This window comes from Providencia alcalifaciens DSM 30120 (assembly GCF_000173415.1).
GTDB classification, from domain to species: Bacteria; Pseudomonadota; Gammaproteobacteria; order Enterobacterales; family Enterobacteriaceae; genus Providencia; species Providencia alcalifaciens.
In genome coordinates, this window is sequence record NZ_ABXW01000046.1 from 113583 (window position 1) to 131947 (window position 18365).

Sequence of the window (18365 nt, forward strand, 5' to 3'; positions counted from 1 at the left end):
CCCCCCCCTTAGAATACAAAACGGTTGGTACCGCTTTTCTTTGCAATATCGAATAGGTTGTTACTTGAACTACCGCTAGCTGCTGCACTAGATGTACCAGAGAACGGATCCCACGTACCACCAGCCAATTGATATGCACCGTAGGCTTTGATTGGTGCAGTTAATAATGTTGTAGCAGCGCCAAAATTACCCTCACGGCGTGCCATTTTACCCTGAAGTCTGTCATTAGCTGCTTGCATACGTAGGCCGTACGCTTCGCGACTCGCATTATTAACCAGCGTTAAAGCGTCAAGCTCACCCATCGCCGCTGTATCGCCGAACATATCAAGTGCACCTGCAGAACTTAAATCAAGGCCATTAGCAGACATTGCCGCAGCCTGTGACCCGGCAAGTTGCCGCGTACGTGAACGCTGTTTCTCTGCTTCCGCATTACCACGATTGATTGAATCATTAGCCGCTTGTTCGTTCTGGCGCGCATTTTGATTGGCTACATCAGCATTAAACTTACCTGATTGATATTGGCTATATGCTTGCACGCCTGATGAAGCAAGCATTGCAACACCGGCATAAATAGGATCACACATTATTTAGCCCTCATCGTGAATTTGTGGAATGGATAATTAAGCGCACCAATTGGCTTTGCATCTTCTAACTTAAACCCTAACCAATGCAGCCAACTCTTAGCAACGTAATTGCGTTCATCAACGTAATTAAGTAGTTCTGGATAGATATGCAGCATTAAACCGACGAATGGCTTACAACGGCGTAGAAAAGCTTTCTGATGCTTTTCTAAAATATCCGAGCCAACCAACCAGGGGATCCCAACTCCACCGATAATGGACGCAGGAGACACACCAAAGATAGCCGCTACCTCACCATTGAAAATAGCAGCCCATGATTTTGTAGATAGCTTGATGCCTGAGGCTAAAACATCCTCAGGCGTTGATAGGTTCATTGCATAGAATTCATCGATATCAGCCTGTCTAACACGCGGCACCAATGCTTTAGCGTGCTCTAATGTCGCAGGTACGATTTGAACAATACTCTTTGCCATATTAGAAGCCTCCCACATCTAAACGAGGTATAACCGCTAAGATAGATAGAGGTAACGGATCAGACTGTCTGACATACACACGGCCGTTTTTGCTCCATTGAGCATCAAGGTTAATTTCTACTACGCCAGTAGCGTCATCAACCGGGTTATCATAGAACTCGAATTCACGCTGTGGATATTCATATAGTCGGTCTTTTTCGGTGCCAGCAAATATCCCTCGGCTTGAATTGACAATAAGGCTAGCTGTCTTAACCAGTTTCTTTTTGTCTAGTAGCGTTTCTTGCCCATTAATATGAATATCTAAAGTTTCCATATCACTCACGTACGGTAAGCCAATGTGAACAACTACCGCAGGCTCTTCGAGTGATACAGCACCGCCAGATACTTTTTGCTGAGGTAACACGTTTGCATCGGCTAGAATGCTAGTGGTTTTACCTTCGATATGCTGTAGCCCTTCAAAACGGAAACGCGCAAAGCCCCATTCGCTCAATGGCTTTTCCTGTAGTAATTCAGGAACATCACGATTAGGTGTTACTCGCACCGCGTGAGTGTTAATAAACTCAGTAATTTCACAGCGTAGCGTTTTATTTTCATCATCTTCAAAGTAAGGCAAGTGAATAGTGTTACCGATATCGCTATCTTTAAAAATGGCATTGCTGGCGGTTAAGGCAATATCACCTTCGTACGTCCAATTATCGACTGTAGTTAGGTGTACAGTGCTTGATTCATCTTTGTTTCTTCCATCATAGCTAAGGCCTGAATCAACAAAGAAAGCATCCTCTGTATTAGTGAATAGACGGCTACTTAAACGCTCTATGTAACGCACGGTGCCGTCACCAACTTTACGGCATACAATGAAGTAAACCGCATCTTCATTGCCCTCGCTGATACTGCAGGTTGATTCAAATTGCCCGTCGGTATCTTGTGGCGCCCAAGCAAATACTTGCTGCTCTCTGAGATACGTCAATGAAAGTAATTTACCGTCGTCACGAATACACCAGGCGATTGAGTAAGGAACGATAGTGAATGCCCAATCAATAATCTGGTGGCGCTGAAACAGGTGATTAGCCATGATGGTAAGGTCAGTGCCTTGGTACCCATCAACGTCGAATGAATACGCAAGGTCACGCACTGCGCTACCTTTTTCTTGGATGTACAAGGCAATATTGGCAACGGCAATAGGCGGAACATCACTACAACCATTGGCGCCTTGAGAGGAAAAAGAGAAACTACTAGGCGTTAATACTTTGTTCTGATCCCCAGTGATTTGATACTCACCACCAGAGGTTAAAGCCACCAGCGAACCAACATCTATTAAGTGACGAATTTCATTAACTTGGCGCCCTGCATAGGTATAGATAATGCGGTCATCATCTTGAATAGGGTTATTCTTGCCAAAGTCTTTATAGTCCCCACTACGACTAGCCCAAATGGTTTGTGGATAAGCACGAGAGCCAGCAAAAAATAAGCGCTGCTGATAATACATAACGGTGCTTGGGTAGCCGTCTACGTCATTCCAAACCGAACGCGCCCATTTGTATGTGGCATTGCTTTCACCAACTGCGTTTGATGGTATATAGGAAATAACTTTACCTGTTGCTGTTAAACCATCCGTACTCACTGAATTGATTTTAACAATACCAAATCCACTATGAAGGTATTCCCACTGGATCCCTGTATCACCGCCCCATCCATCCCAGCTCATACCTTCTGTATGTGACGGCCTCAATGTTCCGCTTTTACCTGATGTGTTTGCTCTGTAGTAATTAGAACCGGCACGGCGCTGATCATTCTTAATGGTTGTTTTATCCGTTTCCCACACAGGAACAGCATCAACCGCCTGCTGCTCTATATAGATTTGCTTACCGACCAACTCGGCGCCAAAAATATTATGAGTTGCAGTTAGTGTCACCTCGCCAGTGCTAGCGCTAACGTAAACCTTTCGCTCTTTATCAACATTGATATCTTCGAATGGACCATTACGCGTTTCAACGGGTACCAGCTTCCAATCGTCATGATCATAGCGCTGTAGTTCCATTGGTGGATAATCAGCATGTACGATGGTCATTACGTCTGCTGACTGCGTGAATTTTAAATTGAATAGGTCGGCTTCTTTGTATGGCGTTGTTAGTTCGAATATTTCACCTTTATGCTCACCATCTGCATAAAGTACCTGTCCACCGTCTTTAATGACGCGCATGTACTTATCACCCATTTCAAGGGCGTACGTTTGCACTGTGCTGAATTGGAAAGGGATCAGGCGGCATTTCTTGTTAGGGTATTTTGCCGCTGCAATAAACTTGGTACCCGGTCTATTTTCAATGCCGCCATATTGCCGCACGAGAAAGTTTTCACACTTACGCAAAGCGGTTGAGTACTTCGCTAAGTCGATGCGACCATAAAGGCTAGGTGCGATTTCGCCACCAGAAAAACTAGGTTGAATAATGCTATAGGCCATTACGATATCCTCGCTTCAGTGAAAGGATCCATGTAGTCATTAGGCTCAGAAGATTCATCAAGAGAATGAGCACCGGCGCTAGCTATCGCCATGGTGTACATCTGAAATGCTTCACTACCAATGCCAGCGTTAGAGGCCAATGGGCGTGCAAGCTCGCCAGCTAAGCGCCATGCAAGCGCATCAATGAATAGAGAATCAAACATATTCACGTCAGTTACTGATGCAACGTATTGAAGCCATGCTTGCGGCTGGTCACAATAAATAAGCTTCCCGGTACCACTCACATCAGATCCAACAATGAATTGAATTGCATTATTTGGCTGGGGGTATTTCTGGCCAGATTGAATAATCGCAATGGCTTTCAAGCAATCAGTTGGATAGCTATACGCAAACTTCCAGTCCGGTGGCGGGTTATTGGTATCAGCTAACGCAACGCGCTTACTTGCAAAGTTCCATGGAAAATCAGACAGAACAGTGTCACGGCAATGACCGTAATGTAGATTGCATTGCTCGGCTTCTTTGCTCTTTTCGCTAAGGCTGTTAATGAACCGGCTGTTACCAATCCGGCTAAGCGCCATATTGCAGATTTCAATTTCTGAGGCCATTATTCACCCCCATCAAATAAAACGTCTGCGGCTGATTTATCATCACCTGAACCCAACGCAAGATCCGTAATCTGCAAATCCACAGACATTGATTTTTTACCTTCATGCTCATTAGTGGATTTTGATTTAACCTTGGCGATGCCAGACAACTCTATAGACTCACCCACATCAGGAATGCTCACACCAAGCTTTTCTAATGTCTCATTATCAAGGTATAGCGTTAACCCATACGGGTATTCATCGCGTGTTTCCTTAACGCCACTCGCATTCTCAAACGTTTCTGTGCTGGTTTTCAGGTTGACCATTTTCATTGTCTGCATCTCCAAAAGAAAAAGGGGCTTTCGCCCCCTTTAACGCGAAAGTTAAATCGCTAATTCTTTACGTCTTTCATCTATCGCGGTGCGCATTTTATCTGCGCCCATGTTGTGATGAGGTGCTTTGCCGAATAATTGCGTGTACTGTTCACGTAAATATTCAAGGCTGGATTCAACTGTATCGCCTGAACCACTAATAGCGTTATTGGTTACAACCTCACCAGCATCACCACCAGCCCCATCACCCAAAGCGCCAGTATCAGATTTAGCATCGCCACCACCAATCAGCTCTAAGTTGCTGCCAGCAATACCGCTGTATTCAACCTCTTCACCAACTTCAAGCAGACGACCAGCGATAAATGATTTTTTCAAAACTTTATATCGTGACATGTCACACCTTAATTAGTTACAGCGCTGTAGATAGGATGAGCATCAACGTTAAGTGCGATGCCAGCCGTAAACTTACCAGCAGTTAATGGGCCATCTGTGACAACGTAACGCAGACGCAGATACTTAATAACACCATAAGGAACGGTACCGACAATGCGCTTGCCCGCATTCAAGTCTGCGATTGGCATTTCAACGGATTTAAACAAAGCAACAGGCGTTGTAAATGCTTTATCTGCTGATGTTTCCAGTACGATTTGTACTTTAGCCTCACCTGCTGCTGTAGCCTGTTCAGTAACCTGTGCAAACAGTTGCAGCGGCTCACCAATACCGATATCGCGGAAATCACCTTTTACTGGTGTTAGGTCAATGATACTGGTCGCAGTCGCTGATGCGGTCACTGCTTGGTCGAGGGAAAATAGGTTTTCTTTATCTAAAATCATGTTGCGAACTCCCAACAAAATTAAGTTAACGAGGCTAGATATCAGCCCCGTACGGAATTACTTCACTTGGTCTTCTGTGGTGAGGATCACATCAGTACGACGCACCGGAATCTCATCAAAAGAAACGACTTTTTTCCCTGCAACTTCTTGCATGGAAATATTGACGTTCTTAGAGTTTTTAATCTGGCGGCGCATCCAGCTACGGATTTGCTGGTTACAGTAGAAAACAGGTTTACCCATAGACAGATTAGGGATTTTTTCAATCGCCTGAATCAGCAAATCAGGCAAGTCGATAGCGCCGGTTGCCTCTGGATCTTTGGTTAACTTAGAAAGGTCAACGTTAGCAATACGTACTACATAACGCCAGTCACGAACAGTTAAACCATTCTTCCATTGAAAATGGGTACGGTAACCTTGATATTTACCACCGTTTTCATCTTCAAGAGTGACTTCACCCAAGTGTTTTTGTTCAAGCCCAGCTTTAGAACCTTTAGGGTAAATACCATGAACAGTATTTTGTCCCCATACCACTAGCCAGATTGAGGTTAAATTGCTACCAGTACCACCAGCATCAATGATGTTTACGCCATTTTTAGCACTCAAATCATTGAAACGAGCAGCTAAACCAGTGAATCGCTGAGGGTGAACTGATGTATCGCCATAGAACAGAGTTTCAGCCATTTGTTGGTTCATAGATTCAATGAACGCTTGTGCTTCTGATAATAGAAATTCAGATGTGCTACCGTTCATATCAGCTAGTTCTTTATCTACTTCTGAATAAGTTTCCAGCATACCTGTGGCATCTGTAACTTGCGCAGTTGTTGATTTACTTGGTTGAACACCATAGTTCAATAAACGCCACGTTGCAGACGGTAAACCAGTGCGAACAGTGGTACGGTGACCTGTCGGTAAGTTACCCTCAACAAAGGTCATATCTTCAAGAATTTCGTTTGACTGGTTGAGCAGTTCAACGATTTTCGCTTGCTTGCTGTTTGGGTCTTGACGCTTAGCCCAATCAGTTAGAGTTAAAGCTTGAGGCATAATTTATCTCCTATACCTTATTTGCTATCACCAAAAAGAACATCCGCAGCACTGCGAGCGTTTTCACTGCTGCCACTAACAAAGCCGTCCTCAGACATAGCTTTGCCAATCTTTGAAAAAACACGAACAAGCTCTGGATGATTGCCTAAGCCTGTTTCAACCAGATAACTTTTAAGTTCAGGTGAACCGAATTGGTCCAACGCCTTTTGTGCATTACCAATCGATTCTGTAGAGCCAAGCCCTTCCTTATCTGCGCTGACTGTTTCAGCCCAATCAGTAACTTGTTTTTGCCATGCATCGGCTTGCTGCTTAACCAGTTGCGGCATGATCGTAGATCCGTACACATCAACAATCTTTTGCGCCTGCTCGTTGCTTAATCCAAGTTCACGTGCGACAGGCTCAAACGCTGCTACGGCTTCTTTATCAAGCTCCTGGTCTTTGCCGGCCGTAAACTCATACTTTTCAGGCGCAGCGCTTACAGGCTTCTTGTTATCACCTTCCTGCTTAGTACTGGACGTATCATTAGTCTTGTCAGTTTCTGTACTAGTAGTCGTAGTCTGATCACCCGTTGTTGATGTTTCAGTTTTAACCGCTGTAGTTTCTGTGGTTGTCGCAGCTGCACCTTCACCACCATCAACTGAAACCTCATTACAAAGGCGACGAAACACCAAGCGTTGAAATAAATTCATTGATTGTTCTCCTGTTCTTTGGCTTCTTCTGCCATGACCAAATAGAGATCAGGGCAAACACTCATTACATCGTTAAACAGCTCTAATCCCTTATTACGTCTACCTTCATTGAATGAAGTGACATAGGGATCAGACGTAAATGAAACTTCAAAAACACCACTAGCAGATAGGGTTTTCCAGATAAAACGACGACCACACTCAGTACTCATAACCTGTTTTAAATCATCGTCTTCACGTTCTTTTCTAAGCTTGGCCTTAAGCTCTAAGCCAGCCTTAATCGCTGCCTTTTCCTCTTCAGAGTAATCATCAAACTGCGTCATTGACCACCACCAGCAAGCGCAGCTAAGGCGCTATTATCATCCATAGGTGTATTGCCAAGAGCCTGCGCGCCAGCAACTGCCTCCTGAGCCATTTGCATTTGTTGCATCTGCTGTTGTTGCTCTGCACGCTGCTGGCGAATTGCTGCTACTTGATCATTGGATGAAACGATAGTTGGGGAAATACCTATTGATTCAGCGTAGTTATCAATAATTTCGTCAGTGTTTAGCTTGTCTAGCGCTTCTGGTTTCAGTTTTGCTAGACCACCAACAAAGCCGACAAAACGCTCAACGCTGTTAACACCAACCGATTTCTGCGCCTGCGCCATGACGGAAATGTATTCAACTTTAAGCTGCATACCCTGCATTTCTTCTGGCGGCACTGGTAATAGGTTTTTACGCGCCATGATTGCGAACGTACGATTAATTAACTTATCTAGTAGTTCAGAATCTAAACGCTGTAAGACAGGCCCTAACATGAGAAGCTTTTCTTCCTTCATTTCGATAACTGCTTCCACTGGCATTGAGCGAGTGTTGATGTTCTGTAGCATCATGAAAAGGTCAGAGAAATAGGCTTCTTTGATTTGATTACGAGTGTCACCAATATCAGCAATCAAGCCGTTAATGTCGGCTTGCACTTGGAATATCGGCTTAATCATTTGGTCAGCGCCAGCCATTGGTAAGTAAGTTATTCCACCCGGTACAAGAGAAATTCGCTGATTCTTAATTGAGGCAGGCGCTTGCATTGGCGGGTTGGTCACTTTATCAATCTGCTGTGCTTTGCGGCGCTGTAATAGCTGCAATGCTTTCACGCTACCTAATGCAATCATGCCGGGGCACGATGAACCGTAGACGTCCTCGCCATTCACTTCCCAGCGTGGCGCCATAATAGGGAATTCATCAAAGCCAGACTCGCGCAGAACACGGTCACTATCACCGCCAATTTCAAAGTAAACTGACTTAAACAGTTTGTTCTTAGCGTCCAGCTTGCCGCTGATGCGGTTTAAATTCGGGTAGACTGAATGAATGACGGTGATCCACTGACTATAGTTGCCAGAGTCCCACATGCTTTTAACCTGCTCACTCACATTGTCTAAGCCGAACTCCATAACCAACTGGCGCACTGTCATGCTGAATTCACGGAAACAAGTATCAACTGTCAGATCTGGTCCATTCGCAATGTAATAGCTACCAATAGGAAACGGTACCGTACGAATAACGCGTTCGTTATCTTCCAGTACAGCTAGTGCGCTGGTGGCAAAGGTGCCGATATCGGAATAGGTTTGCGGTAGTGACTGATAGATATTGGAACGGTTGAACACTTCATTCATACGCTGCTCAACAACTTCAAGCCACATCTTTACAGGGCTATAATTCATCATGTCAGGGTCTGGCGTAGCCAAACGGAACCATTTTCTTGCCGGGCTAGTTATCCCTGACATCATGCCACTAGAAAGCGTACGTTCAGATTTAGCCGCTTCTTGATCGATGATTTTCGTATTACGTCTATCACCGCGATTAACTTCTGATGTGCTAAAGCGAGTGCTACGAGGGCGTGTATACTCTGCAAGCTCTTTCCAGTGCGGCTCAAATGATTGTCGCTCATTCTTAAGCTGCGAGAGTTGTTTTAATAAATCCTGCTTTAAACTCATACCGCCCCCGTTAGGTTACTGACCAAGTAGCGTTTTACCGCTGGTTGATGCTGAGCTAGTAGCGCCCTGCGCACCGGTTAGTAATGTTGACTTACGGCCAGCGGCAGCACGGCGGCGACGCAACTCTTCATCACGCGAACCTACTACAGCTTCGTCCTGCTCTTGCGGTGCTGCTTGCACTGGTGGCGGGGTTTTAATCTTAGGCGTACCACCAAAAAGACCTCCACACATATATCACCTCATAAGATAAACAATAATATCATTTAGTATTTATTGTATATCTTATTTGACAAATATAAAACCACGAGATACATTTTGGTCACAGGTCGTTAGTCGGATGTTCCTTTGCTCGTTATCAAGTACCGTTCCCTTGCTTACATTTGCCCTCTTCGCGAGGGCATTTTTTTGCCTGTTAGTTAAGCATATGGATCGTAATCAGCATCACTAACAACGTGACTACCCTGACTAGATGTTGATATGTTGTGTCGTTCTTTTTTGGTGACTGGGTAAGCAAATGTTAAGGCTAGCGCATCGCCTTTATTTGGTGATCGTCCAATACGTTTTTTTATATCCTCTTTCTTTTCAAGCAATATTTTACCGCTAAGCTGCACTTTGTACTCTGGCGTTGATAAATCATCAGCCACCTCCTGATCGTCAATAGCCCCACCTATCTTGAGCCATGACTTAACATTGTTGTACATTTCACCGCGCTTGTTCTGCATTTGCGGGTCAGTTGATGCACCATTGAATGATACAAGCTGCCAATTTCGTCCCCAATTCATACCAACAGATTGAATTCCAGTACCGTAACCAAAGTCGATATGAACAGCGTCAGCACCGTACTGATCCTCATAGTCAGCAATGCGCTTAGCCATAATCACATCATCAATAGTTTTACTACCGGTCCATAGGCATTTACTGTGTAACCCTTGGCGTAAATAGATTACGGCATCATCATCACCTGAATATGCAGGGTCAACGCCCAAGATAATTGGTGCGTGTGATACTTCTGCCTGTGTTACTGTACGCTTCATGGCTGCATCAGTTAGACCAGTTGGTATGAATTGTTTTTCAGATGTAGATGGGAAAATACCGCGAACACGCACCTTAACAAAGTCATCATCAACACCGTAGTCTTGAATCCACTTTTCAATCTGTTCTTTGTTGGTACCTTCAACCGTACGGCTATCAATTTGCTTGGTTTTCCAGCGGTGCTTAAACTTACGGAAACACTCACGGAAACGCCCTGTATTGCGTGTCGGGTTACCAAATGCTATCCAGATGATTTCTGTATTCTCATCCGTCAAGGCACCCTCTGCTACTTCCCACACCAGATCCGCAATGTTAGAGGCCTCATCAAAAACAAGAATGATGCGCTTACCCTGATTATGTAGCCCTGCAAATGCTTCCGTATTGTTCTCTGACCATGGCACAGCATCAGCACGCCAAGCATTAGCGTGATTAGGGTCATTGGAATAGATAGCGGTTTTGGTACAGGTAAACCAATCCTTAGTGATAGATAAGCGCTGCCACTTCGCAATTTCTGGCCATGTTTTAGTTCGTAGCTGGTTTTCGGTGTTGGCAGTAACAACAACTTTGCAATCTTCGCAGGTGTCCATGCCCCACTTGATGATCATCGATATGAAAGCAGATTTACCAATACCGTGACCTGATGCCCTAGCAAGTTGTAGCGGCTGGTGGCGTGTTTCAGGGTTGCGTAGGTGCTCACCTATTTCGTTCAGCGCTTCTGCTTGCCATTGGCGAGGCCCACTAGCATTTTCAAGTTCGGTACCAGCTTCACCCCATGGAAATGCGTATAGCGCATAGCTTAACGGGTCATGCGTAAACATGCCGATATCGTTAATTAGTTGTTCCTCTGGCGACATGGTTTCAATCATGACTCACCACCAGCGGCACGCTTACGGGCCGCTGCCAACTTATCAGCAAGGGAAATGGTTACATCGACCTGATAGCGCTCACGGAATGCGTTAACGTCAACGTGCTTACCGACCATTTCAAGTACGCGCAGCTTATCTAACAGCTTCACTTTCTTAACGGTAACCTTCTCATCAATGACGGCTATTTCAAACGCAGAAATGCTTTTGCGCCATACTGCAGGCCAGTCTTTAATTGGCTTGATATCACCAGTATTAGTGAGAATATCCGCGATATCGGCATCAAGCATATTAACCAATCGCTCTAACACGCTGTCAGCGTCTAGCTTCTTGCGCTTATTACGCTGTTGCATGAGCTGTGCGATACGGTCAATGACGCGCTGGTCTTTCATGAGTTGAGATGCACGCTTACAGGCGCTAACTTCGGCATAGCCTGCTGCTAACGCTGCATTGGTTTGATTATCAGGGGCTTTGATATACTCCTGACAGAAGCGCTCCATTTGAGCATTAAGCGGTGTGGGTTTTCTTGCTGGTGGCTTACGTGGTTTCTTTGTGGTCATAATCATCACCTCTTCGGTTATTATGACCACTGAAAAGTTAAACTTCAAATCTGATATGGTTTAAATCCATCCTTAACATTGCAAATACTTAAAATTTGATTACACAAACTTCTATATCTATATGGCAAGTTACCAACATCCGAAACAAAATCAATTAGCTCTGATTTGGTAGGTTTTGTATCAAAATATAAGCGAAGCCCTTTCAATGTAACTTTATTAAAACCATCTAATAAAAACTTTAAGTCAATGAGCAATCCTATAAGATTGTCATCTATTCTAGATATATCCAACAAATACCTATCAATAACCACAGATGAATGATCCCTAGCTAAAATAAAAACATTGCTACCATCTTCCTTGGTGTAATTAAAGTAAAATTCATCAAGCCCATCAGCTCTTCTGCAAGATGCGACTTTATTATTTTTCACATCATCAAAAAACTGCATTATCTGCTTGAAATAAATACAATTATTCCTAACCTCATCATAGATAAGTATTTTCAATGCCTTTAATTCGTTTTGAGTATGCTTTTCAATTACTGATTTCTCATTTGTTCTTTGAACCCAAAACACAATTAAACTCACGATTATAGCTACGGCCGATGCCAAACTTCCAAAAATAGAGAAACCTTCAACCACAGTCATAACTAATTCCTTAGCTAAGTAATTTTTCACTATTCTACTTCTAATTTAATCTCATGCCACCCTCTGGTTACCCAGCATTCTGAATCACCGTCAAGGCAGCAACCGGAAACCGGCAACCGCTCACCGCACTTACCACAGTACCGCTTTGATAACTCCGCAACCTCACGCTTGAGCCGTGCATCGTCGTTACGAATGAGCATTTGAATATATTCCGATTCGTCGTACGGTTCGCGCCCTGGTCTACGCAATGCACAATTACGCTTAATCATTTCGTGTTCTTCTGCTTCCACCTGCCACTGCGGAGTGACAAGGCCAGCATCCCGCTGGCGTTTACGTTGTGCTGCTTTACGCTCTGCTGGTGATTTAGCCATTGAATAACACTCCCACAACTACAGCGAACACGCACCAGAACACAACGAATATTAAGTAAGTTTTTAGCATTGTTAGCACTCCAACTCGTAAATAGGTCTGTATTCACTGCAATATATATCTAAGCATCCGTCATAATCATATGGGTTGTGTTGCCAACTGATTCTCCCGCAGCACGGGCAGTTCCAGCGTGTTTTACCGCTATCCCCTTTGCGTCTACGTTGCTTTTTAAGCCATTCAGGAACGCGCAAGCCTTTACTTTGTACCATTGAACGAGCATTGAATTTTTTAATCGGAAATGTTCTTCTTTTTTTCGAGTTGGCAGTATCGAACGGCAACCAGACAATGTTATCCATCGTTAAATTAGGAATAGTGAATCGCTTAGCTATCGAAAAGTTAGTTGATGGATAGCCACGGTCATTTAGCCAATAAACATCGTTACCGTCCCAATCACCTTTCACATATCCAACGTAGTAATTGCATTTACTTTCAATTACGGTTTCGTTTGGTATGTACTGGCAATCAACGTGATATTCAGCAAGTGATAGAACACTTTCAGTGCATACAGGCTGGTCAATGCTTCTTCCGTGTTCCCACGCACTTTGTGCCTCCTCTAGCGTGTATACGTGATCCTTGTCGATATCAGTGGCATAACCGTTGCCGTCCTTGCAGTGGAACGATGCATTTGAACCAACCGTGTCGCGTGTACACATCATATAAAATCTATTTTCCATATTTACCTCGCGTGACATGTCACGATTGTTTGTTTAGTTGAATTAACGGAATATCGAAACCAACGTGATTACCGCCCGTTAACTGCTCAAATTCTTTTTTAACTGCACTAATTACCTCACCATCAGCATCCATGAACGCTACAGGCTTTTGTTGGACTAATGCGAGATTTTCACGAACAACATCATCAAGATACGTACAAATCGCATACACTTCTTGAGATGAGATATTTTCAGGTGATACAGAGCCGTCAAGAATGTCGTAGCACAGCCTGATTGCGTCGATGCCTGCCATTGTTACCCCTTTCTTCCCTTCCGTTTTTTAGCCGCCCTATTTATCTTTGCGTGGCCTGTAATACGCTTATTTGATATTGGGTAGCTGCACCAGTTGCGGCTATGGTCGATAGCCCATAGAGCACCCTGTGACAATTGCGCAGCCATGCTCAAGGCTAGTGCTGATAATGCTATTTTTTTCATGGTTTTTTACCCCTAGCCGCCAGCATTGCATCAGCCATTATGTAAGCCTCACGCGATACCCACGCTGCTGACTCTTCAATCACAACCGCAATCATGGCTTCGTTTGATAAAATGCCCTGCATAGCAGACATGGCGAACTGGTCACGCAAGGTTAACCCTTCATTTTTCGGTGGTGTGGTAATGATGCCGCCTACAGGCCCATATATCCGCTTTCTTGAATCATCACTCATGACTTACCCCTTTGTTCCAGTTGCTTTGGCGATTGCCTGCTCAGCCTGATACAGCGCTTCTTCCATAGGGTTTAGCGACTCTTCTTTTGATTCAATACCAGCCGCATAGAATTGATTTACCATACGCTGCATCGCATGAAGCAAGTCATGAGCCGCATTCTCTACGGAATTATCAGGCGCTTCGCTATCAGTAACGCATACCTTAACCGACAAGATCCGACCGCTATTCAAAACGAACGAAAGCACACGAGGTTGATTAAATAAGTGTTCCGCTACAGCTCGCAGCGCATCACCTGTAATGTCTTTCTTAACACCTACCACCTTGCCAGTTTCATTACAGACACTTCCGTAAAAAATCTTATTGCTAATTAGTGCACACCACACTCTTCTAGTTGCTGCTCTGTTGCTCATCGTATTACCCTCAAAATAACGAAACTTGTTTAACTACTGTTTTCCCACGGCGCTTAGGCTTAGCCTTTGTGTTACCGCCGTACTTATCCATCCAAACCTTTGCTACGTGAAAGCAATCATCAAACATGGCGCCACGCTTACTTGCCTGTGAGCATCTACGGTAATGTGCGATGCCTTCATCAGCGGCAAGCTGTAATGCCCCCCCCCTGATAATCAAGCTCTTTAAGCTTCTTGATGATGTTCTTTCTAATAAAATCTTCTGGACTCATAAGGACTTACCTCATTCATTCAACGATTCGTTAATCCGCTCACAAACTTACCCATTGGTAACAAGTTCATGATTTGTCGATTATTCCGGTAACCTTACCGTTATCATTCCTATGGTTCCCCACACCTTAGAAACTCGCCCATCCCATATACGTGAATCATCGTCAAAGATGGCGTCCAGCAAGGCTTTCTCTAAGTTGTCCTTGTCTGGCTTTTGCTGGTGTGGCTTACCGTCCATTTCAGCCTGTTTTTTCTTGCTCCATGACTTCGGCATAGGCATAACAAAAATCACGTGGTAATCACTCTCAGGCAGGTTAATGCCTCTTGATCTCACCTCGTCACAAAACGCCCGGTAACGCATTACAGCAGGTCGCTTCTGCCACTTATCACGCTGAGTCATGCGCGGTTTAGGTACTGGCACAACTGGATAATCAAGGGTTCTCATTGCGCCAGTCCTCGCTTGATACGCTTCGCCCTTGGTTTCGCCAGTAGCTCGTTAAACATGATTTGTAAGCGTGCTGGTTCACCTGTTTGGCGCCATGGGCCATACGTAGGCTCAATAACCTTGACTGGCTTCTCTACAGGCTTATGAACCTGTTTTCTCACCATGTATCTTTTGCTGCTGCTTGCTTGAAGCTTCAAACCGTCTTTGTAGTTGTCATTCAGCTTGTAACCCAACCAAGGCGAACCCTCGACAACTGCAGGGGAAATAACATTAAACTTTTCAAGTTGTATAACAGCGTGCTTTACAGCGCCATACGCTGCTTTAACGCCAGTACTTTCAATGTGATTACGCAGCCCTTTAATCGTCATGCTTTGACCGCATTTAAGTGCTTCTATGACTCTATCCTGAAATAACATAACCATTACCTCGAATTCGATTAACCCATACGGTTAATATAAACAATTTGTTTATCTTTTCAACCATAAAAAATCAGTAAGAATTGATTTTCTTACCACCCTTTAAAACGCTCTGTAACGCTCTACATTTGATTTTCAAATTCAACCTATGGGATTTATCATCCTGTATATCAAAAACGCCTGTATGTTAATCCTGCTAACGATTTTGATAAACTTTGAATCTTATTGTCTCCGTTGTTTACTTTTTTCTAGTAATTCCATCCATGCTGGCGGTGGTCTAGTTTTGTCTTCAACTTTTAGTGTTGGCTTTGGTATAACTTCTCCCTTGTGAACTCGCTCAGTCCATTTGGCAAGCATTTTAGCCAGTCGTCTCTCACATTCGATATCAGTCAATCGATGTTCAAGCATTTGAGCTCTAAGGTCTGTAAACATCCAGTACTGAACCGGGTGCTTGAATGGGTACATTTCTGCGCTCCGGTAGTTATTACGCTTAGCACAGTAGGTTAAAAAGTCTCTAAGCTGTTCGTCAGGATCAAGACCAAAGGGATTCTGCTTAGCAGCTTCACCAGATAACGCGACAATCACGTCTGATAACTCTGGTGGCCATGGATTTCCATTCATACAGCGGTCGATACAGAATTTAAACAGTCCGTCCAGTTGTTGGTCACTCAATGTACTTAGCGCTTGCTTCCACATCAATGACGGTTCCGCCCCGTTCTTGTTGGTCCATTTGTCCCCATACAGCTCCGTCAGTTTTAGCCAAAGAGTCGAGATATTCCTGTCCGTGCTTTGTCCTGATTGCGTGTTCGACTTTCTGAACTGCTCTCGACTTCCCCGCAGCTGGATCAAATTTGAATTCGCCTGTGCCATTTTTCACCACCTTTTCGTTTTTCAATCGACTATGTTTCAATCCCTTAGCAAGGGCTAGCTCCCATTGCTCATGTGTTTTGGCTTTTCCCTCTGCCCCCCAGTAGGTTATAAACTCGGCTAACTCATGAGGCTGTAACGGTTCTTTGAGTATCGTTCCCCAGTATGCAGCCTTTTGGGTGAAGTCCTGACCAGGTTCCCAACCGTGATACATCACAAATTTATCGTTCACACCAAAACCACCAGCTGGAACACGACCGTTCAAGATAGAATTATTAGCATTCGGATCAGATTGAAAATTATCCTCGCGCGTATTAGAGAGAGGTTTTATATTTCCTTTCCCTTCCTTTCCTAAAGGTAGTCCTCCGGTATCACTACCGTAGTTTTCCGGTAGTAGGTTTAGTTCTTTGATTTTACTTGGAGTTTTCTTATTAACGACCTGATGTTTTGTGAAATTATTTATCAGCCCATAACGCTTGCCATCTTGAGCAGAAAATAAGCTAATATAACCACAGCTGGAAAGCTCCTGTAGTAGTACCGGAATACTACCGTAGGTCTCACGTATAGGAAAAACAGCGGCTTTAATGAGTTTTGGATTAGCATTGAAATATCCCTCATCATCTGCATAATTTAATAAACCAATCGCCAGTAAACATGCCGCCTCTGAAATATCAGCCATGTCCTCATCAGTCCAAAAAGTCGGCTTAATGGTTCTTATGCGAGCCATATCAACCCCCTGAACTATTTTCATAAATAAGATTCCATGCAATCATCATGCTTGAACTCCCATTTCTCTTGCCTGCTTGAGAATGCTATTAACGCTTTCACGGTAATTTGCAGCGTGCTTAGCAGCACACTCGACACAGACACCATTACTTACAAATCGCTCTGCAATATGCCCATGAACACAGGCTTTACCCGTATAAAAGCGAGATAACCCATTAGTTGCGGCTTCTTTTCTACTAATAACTTTCATTGAAAACCTCCATTACAGTTATGTGTGCAGTAAGATTACACGCTACAGAAAAAATACTCAACCATTTAAACGTTATTGTTTATCCAATCAATAATAAAAAGACCGCTTTCGCGGCCTCATGTGATTTACTTCATAAATTTGTCTGCTATTTGGTCAAGTGTTAGCTCTATCCCGAATGTATTAAGAGCCTTCTGCAACCGCTTCGCTGTCTGCAATGACACACTACGACTGCAATAGCGCAGGTGAATAGAAATATATTGAACGGTCAAATTTGCGCTATCTGCAAATTGCTGACGTTCACGTTTAGATAGACTATTCCAGAATGTTTTAAAGTCTGTAAATGCCATATAACCACCAAAAATAAACAAGAAATTTAAAAGTCAAAATCATGATAAACAAATTTGTAATTTACCTCAAAGGTTAATTTGATATTAAATAGATAAACAAAAATAAACAAAAATAAACAAAAATGAGCGAATCATATACAAAAAGGAAGAGCCTACAGTGAAAAGCATCCAAGATATCAGAAGAGATAACCTGATATTCGTTTTAGAAAAATATTATGAAGGGAAACAAAAGAACTTAGCTAATGCTTTAGGTTGTGTTCCTAACGTTATTTCTCGTTATTTAATGTCCCCTAATATGAAGAGTCATCGCTCGCTAAGCGATCCTGTCGCTAGAAAGATTGAATTCATTACAAAACTTCCTAAATATTATATGGATAAGGATCACTTAAATTCCCCAGCTGAACAAATTGCGGATGAACTAGCCAGACAACATACTGATATTGGTCGCATACTTGGCGATAACATTACAACATTCATGTTAATTGATGGATTTAAATCACAAGCCCAACTATCAGTTAAATCAGGTTTAGGGCAAGCTACTGTTAACCGCATTATCAAGAATGAGTCCAGCGCTACTGTTGATAGTGTTGCAGCCATTGCGGAAGCTTTAGGCCGTAAGCCATACGAATTACTCATGTCTAAAGACGATGAGGATATTCTTCACTACGATCACAAAAAATTTGCAGCCCTACCCGATAACGAGAAAGAAAAAATCCAAGACTTTATTGAGTTCATCATTAGTAAAAATGAAAATTAAAACAAAGCATTAT

At 43.5% G+C, this 18365-nt stretch carries 27 protein-coding genes; 1 reads left to right on the forward strand and 26 read right to left on the reverse strand.

Features of this window, described 5'->3' with window-relative positions; translation table 11 throughout:
* Positions 1-8 precede the first annotated feature (8 nt).
* The 26 genes from PROVALCAL_RS08645 to PROVALCAL_RS08775 all read right to left on the reverse strand — a co-directional run bounded on the left by PROVALCAL_RS08645 (position 9) and on the right by PROVALCAL_RS08775 (position 17248).
* On the reverse strand, positions 9-584 hold the full coding sequence (locus PROVALCAL_RS08645; RefSeq protein ID WP_006658821.1) for a hypothetical protein: 576 nt from the start codon (positions 582-584) through the stop codon (positions 9-11).
* A complete protein-coding gene (locus PROVALCAL_RS08650; RefSeq protein WP_006658822.1) occupies positions 584-1072 on the reverse strand; it encodes a hypothetical protein in 489 nt (162 codons plus the stop codon). Before PROVALCAL_RS08650 ends, PROVALCAL_RS08645 begins: the two co-directional genes overlap by 1 nt.
* Positions 1056-3512, reverse strand: a complete 2457-nt coding sequence (locus PROVALCAL_RS08655; RefSeq protein WP_006658823.1) for a phage tail protein — start codon at positions 3510-3512, stop codon at positions 1056-1058. The genes PROVALCAL_RS08650 and PROVALCAL_RS08655 overlap by 17 nt, the downstream gene beginning before the upstream one ends.
* Positions 3512-4117 (reverse strand): phage connector family protein, encoded by a 606-nt coding sequence (locus tag PROVALCAL_RS08660; RefSeq protein ID WP_006658824.1) that lies wholly within the window; start codon positions 4115-4117, stop codon positions 3512-3514. The genes PROVALCAL_RS08655 and PROVALCAL_RS08660 overlap by 1 nt, the downstream gene beginning before the upstream one ends.
* A complete protein-coding gene (gp10, locus tag PROVALCAL_RS08665; RefSeq protein WP_039861804.1) occupies positions 4117-4428 on the reverse strand; it encodes a capsid staple protein in 312 nt (103 codons plus the stop codon). The genes PROVALCAL_RS08660 and gp10 overlap by 1 nt, the downstream gene beginning before the upstream one ends.
* Positions 4429-4479: 51 nt before the next feature.
* Positions 4480-4821: a hypothetical protein gene (locus tag PROVALCAL_RS08670; protein WP_006658826.1), complete on the reverse strand. Its 342-nt coding sequence runs from the start codon at positions 4819-4821 to the stop codon at positions 4480-4482.
* 8 nt (positions 4822-4829) lie between these two features.
* The gene (locus PROVALCAL_RS08675; RefSeq protein ID WP_006658827.1) at positions 4830-5261 is read right to left on the reverse strand and encodes a Bbp16 family capsid cement protein; all 432 of its coding nucleotides are present in this window, start codon (positions 5259-5261) and stop codon (positions 4830-4832) included.
* A gap of 57 nt (positions 5262-5318) precedes the next feature.
* On the reverse strand, positions 5319-6302 hold the full coding sequence (locus tag PROVALCAL_RS08680) for a major capsid protein (protein ID WP_006658828.1): 984 nt from the start codon (positions 6300-6302) through the stop codon (positions 5319-5321).
* A 17-nt stretch (positions 6303-6319) separates the two neighbouring features.
* Entirely contained in the window at positions 6320-6991 is a 672-nt protein-coding gene (locus PROVALCAL_RS08685) for a hypothetical protein (protein ID WP_006658829.1), read from the reverse strand.
* Entirely contained in the window at positions 6988-7311 is a 324-nt protein-coding gene (locus tag PROVALCAL_RS08690) for a Bbp19 family protein (protein WP_006658830.1), read from the reverse strand. Before PROVALCAL_RS08690 ends, PROVALCAL_RS08685 begins: the two co-directional genes overlap by 4 nt.
* Entirely contained in the window at positions 7308-8960 is a 1653-nt protein-coding gene (locus PROVALCAL_RS08695; RefSeq protein WP_006658831.1) for a portal protein, read from the reverse strand. Before PROVALCAL_RS08695 ends, PROVALCAL_RS08690 begins: the two co-directional genes overlap by 4 nt.
* A 15-nt stretch (positions 8961-8975) precedes the next feature.
* Positions 8976-9191: a hypothetical protein gene (locus PROVALCAL_RS08700; protein WP_006658832.1), complete on the reverse strand. Its 216-nt coding sequence runs from the start codon at positions 9189-9191 to the stop codon at positions 8976-8978.
* A 185-nt stretch (positions 9192-9376) separates the two neighbouring features.
* A complete protein-coding gene (locus PROVALCAL_RS08705) occupies positions 9377-10858 on the reverse strand; it encodes a hypothetical protein (protein WP_006658833.1) in 1482 nt (493 codons plus the stop codon).
* Positions 10855-11415: a terminase small subunit gene (locus tag PROVALCAL_RS08710; protein WP_226890316.1), complete on the reverse strand. Its 561-nt coding sequence runs from the start codon at positions 11413-11415 to the stop codon at positions 10855-10857. The genes PROVALCAL_RS08705 and PROVALCAL_RS08710 overlap by 4 nt, the downstream gene beginning before the upstream one ends.
* 44 nt (positions 11416-11459) lie before the next feature.
* Complete coding sequence (locus PROVALCAL_RS08715; protein WP_039861806.1) at positions 11460-12059, reverse strand: hypothetical protein; 600 nt, start codon at positions 12057-12059, stop codon at positions 11460-11462.
* Between the two features lie 29 nt (positions 12060-12088).
* Positions 12089-12430: a hypothetical protein gene (locus tag PROVALCAL_RS08720; RefSeq protein WP_006658836.1), complete on the reverse strand. Its 342-nt coding sequence runs from the start codon at positions 12428-12430 to the stop codon at positions 12089-12091.
* Between the two features lie 72 nt (positions 12431-12502).
* Complete coding sequence (locus PROVALCAL_RS08725; RefSeq protein WP_039861807.1) at positions 12503-13162, reverse strand: hypothetical protein; 660 nt, start codon at positions 13160-13162, stop codon at positions 12503-12505.
* A 19-nt stretch (positions 13163-13181) separates the two neighbouring features.
* The gene (locus tag PROVALCAL_RS08730; RefSeq protein WP_006658838.1) at positions 13182-13454 is read right to left on the reverse strand and encodes a hypothetical protein; all 273 of its coding nucleotides are present in this window, start codon (positions 13452-13454) and stop codon (positions 13182-13184) included.
* A 178-nt stretch (positions 13455-13632) separates the two neighbouring features.
* Complete coding sequence (locus tag PROVALCAL_RS08740; RefSeq protein ID WP_006658840.1) at positions 13633-13866, reverse strand: hypothetical protein; 234 nt, start codon at positions 13864-13866, stop codon at positions 13633-13635.
* A gap of 3 nt (positions 13867-13869) precedes the next feature.
* Positions 13870-14277 (reverse strand): DUF7446 family protein, encoded by a 408-nt coding sequence (locus PROVALCAL_RS08745; protein WP_006658841.1) that lies wholly within the window; start codon positions 14275-14277, stop codon positions 13870-13872.
* A 10-nt stretch (positions 14278-14287) separates the two neighbouring features.
* Entirely contained in the window at positions 14288-14494 is a 207-nt protein-coding gene (locus tag PROVALCAL_RS08750) for a hypothetical protein (RefSeq protein WP_006658842.1), read from the reverse strand.
* Between the two features lie 132 nt (positions 14495-14626).
* Positions 14627-14989, reverse strand: coding sequence for a RusA family crossover junction endodeoxyribonuclease (locus tag PROVALCAL_RS08755; RefSeq protein ID WP_006658843.1), 363 nt, complete (start codon positions 14987-14989; stop codon positions 14627-14629).
* Positions 14986-15405: a hypothetical protein gene (locus tag PROVALCAL_RS08760; protein WP_226890315.1), complete on the reverse strand. Its 420-nt coding sequence runs from the start codon at positions 15403-15405 to the stop codon at positions 14986-14988. Before PROVALCAL_RS08760 ends, PROVALCAL_RS08755 begins: the two co-directional genes overlap by 4 nt.
* Positions 15406-15627: 222 nt before the next feature.
* Positions 15628-16101: a replication protein P gene (locus PROVALCAL_RS08765; RefSeq protein ID WP_006658845.1), complete on the reverse strand. Its 474-nt coding sequence runs from the start codon at positions 16099-16101 to the stop codon at positions 15628-15630.
* Positions 16070-17023, reverse strand: coding sequence for a DnaT-like ssDNA-binding domain-containing protein (locus PROVALCAL_RS08770; protein ID WP_006658846.1), 954 nt, complete (start codon positions 17021-17023; stop codon positions 16070-16072). Before PROVALCAL_RS08770 ends, PROVALCAL_RS08765 begins: the two co-directional genes overlap by 32 nt.
* Before the next feature lie 21 nt (positions 17024-17044).
* A complete protein-coding gene (locus tag PROVALCAL_RS08775; RefSeq protein ID WP_006658847.1) occupies positions 17045-17248 on the reverse strand; it encodes a hypothetical protein in 204 nt (67 codons plus the stop codon).
* Between the two features lie 504 nt (positions 17249-17752).
* Between PROVALCAL_RS08775 and PROVALCAL_RS08785 the strand changes: the two genes are divergently transcribed.
* The gene (locus PROVALCAL_RS08785) at positions 17753-18352 is read left to right on the forward strand and encodes a helix-turn-helix domain-containing protein (RefSeq protein ID WP_006658849.1); all 600 of its coding nucleotides are present in this window, start codon (positions 17753-17755) and stop codon (positions 18350-18352) included.
* Positions 18353-18365 lie beyond the last annotated feature (13 nt).

Bases quoted from the DNA above. Each gene is read 5' to 3' on its own strand.
- PROVALCAL_RS08740 (WP_006658840.1), bottom strand. From the start codon at position 13,866: ATGAGTGATGATTCAAGAAAGCGGATATATGGGCCTGTAGGCGGCATC.
- PROVALCAL_RS08660 (WP_006658824.1), bottom strand. From the start codon at position 4,117: ATGGCCTCAGAAATTGAAATCTGCAATATGGCGCTTAGCCGGATTGGT.
- PROVALCAL_RS08755 (WP_006658843.1), bottom strand. From the start codon at position 14,989: ATGAGAACCCTTGATTATCCAGTTGTGCCAGTACCTAAACCGCGCATG.
- PROVALCAL_RS08705 (WP_006658833.1), bottom strand. From the start codon at position 10,858: ATGATTGAAACCATGTCGCCAGAGGAACAACTAATTAACGATATCGGC.
- PROVALCAL_RS08765 (WP_006658845.1), bottom strand. From the start codon at position 16,101: ATGTGGAAGCAAGCGCTAAGTACATTGAGTGACCAACAACTGGACGGA.
- PROVALCAL_RS08700 (WP_006658832.1), bottom strand. From the start codon at position 9,191: ATGTGTGGAGGTCTTTTTGGTGGTACGCCTAAGATTAAAACCCCGCCA.
- PROVALCAL_RS08685 (WP_006658829.1), bottom strand. From the start codon at position 6,991: ATGAATTTATTTCAACGCTTGGTGTTTCGTCGCCTTTGTAATGAGGTT.
- PROVALCAL_RS08745 (WP_006658841.1), bottom strand. From the start codon at position 14,277: ATGAGCAACAGAGCAGCAACTAGAAGAGTGTGGTGTGCACTAATTAGC.
- PROVALCAL_RS08695 (WP_006658831.1), bottom strand. From the start codon at position 8,960: ATGAGTTTAAAGCAGGATTTATTAAAACAACTCTCGCAGCTTAAGAAT.
- PROVALCAL_RS08710 (WP_226890316.1), bottom strand. From the start codon at position 11,415: ATGACCACAAAGAAACCACGTAAGCCACCAGCAAGAAAACCCACACCG.
- PROVALCAL_RS08770 (WP_006658846.1), bottom strand. From the start codon at position 17,023: ATGAAAATAGTTCAGGGGGTTGATATGGCTCGCATAAGAACCATTAAG.
- PROVALCAL_RS08670 (WP_006658826.1), bottom strand. From the start codon at position 4,821: ATGTCACGATATAAAGTTTTGAAAAAATCATTTATCGCTGGTCGTCTG.
- PROVALCAL_RS08680 (WP_006658828.1), bottom strand. From the start codon at position 6,302: ATGCCTCAAGCTTTAACTCTAACTGATTGGGCTAAGCGTCAAGACCCA.
- PROVALCAL_RS08760 (WP_226890315.1), bottom strand. From the start codon at position 15,405: ATGTTATTTCAGGATAGAGTCATAGAAGCACTTAAATGCGGTCAAAGC.
- PROVALCAL_RS08645 (WP_006658821.1), bottom strand. From the start codon at position 584: ATGTGTGATCCTATTTATGCCGGTGTTGCAATGCTTGCTTCATCAGGC.
- PROVALCAL_RS08650 (WP_006658822.1), bottom strand. From the start codon at position 1,072: ATGTGGGAGGCTTCTAATATGGCAAAGAGTATTGTTCAAATCGTACCT.
- PROVALCAL_RS08690 (WP_006658830.1), bottom strand. From the start codon at position 7,311: ATGACGCAGTTTGATGATTACTCTGAAGAGGAAAAGGCAGCGATTAAG.
- PROVALCAL_RS08775 (WP_006658847.1), bottom strand. From the start codon at position 17,248: ATGAAAGTTATTAGTAGAAAAGAAGCCGCAACTAATGGGTTATCTCGC.
- PROVALCAL_RS08730 (WP_006658838.1), bottom strand. From the start codon at position 13,454: ATGGCAGGCATCGACGCAATCAGGCTGTGCTACGACATTCTTGACGGC.
- PROVALCAL_RS08715 (WP_039861806.1), bottom strand. From the start codon at position 12,059: ATGACTGTGGTTGAAGGTTTCTCTATTTTTGGAAGTTTGGCATCGGCC.
- gp10 (WP_039861804.1), bottom strand. From the start codon at position 4,428: ATGAAAATGGTCAACCTGAAAACCAGCACAGAAACGTTTGAGAATGCG.
- PROVALCAL_RS08725 (WP_039861807.1), bottom strand. From the start codon at position 13,162: ATGGAAAATAGATTTTATATGATGTGTACACGCGACACGGTTGGTTCA.
- PROVALCAL_RS08720 (WP_006658836.1), bottom strand. From the start codon at position 12,430: ATGGCTAAATCACCAGCAGAGCGTAAAGCAGCACAACGTAAACGCCAG.
- PROVALCAL_RS08655 (WP_006658823.1), bottom strand. From the start codon at position 3,512: ATGGCCTATAGCATTATTCAACCTAGTTTTTCTGGTGGCGAAATCGCA.
- PROVALCAL_RS08675 (WP_006658827.1), bottom strand. From the start codon at position 5,261: ATGATTTTAGATAAAGAAAACCTATTTTCCCTCGACCAAGCAGTGACC.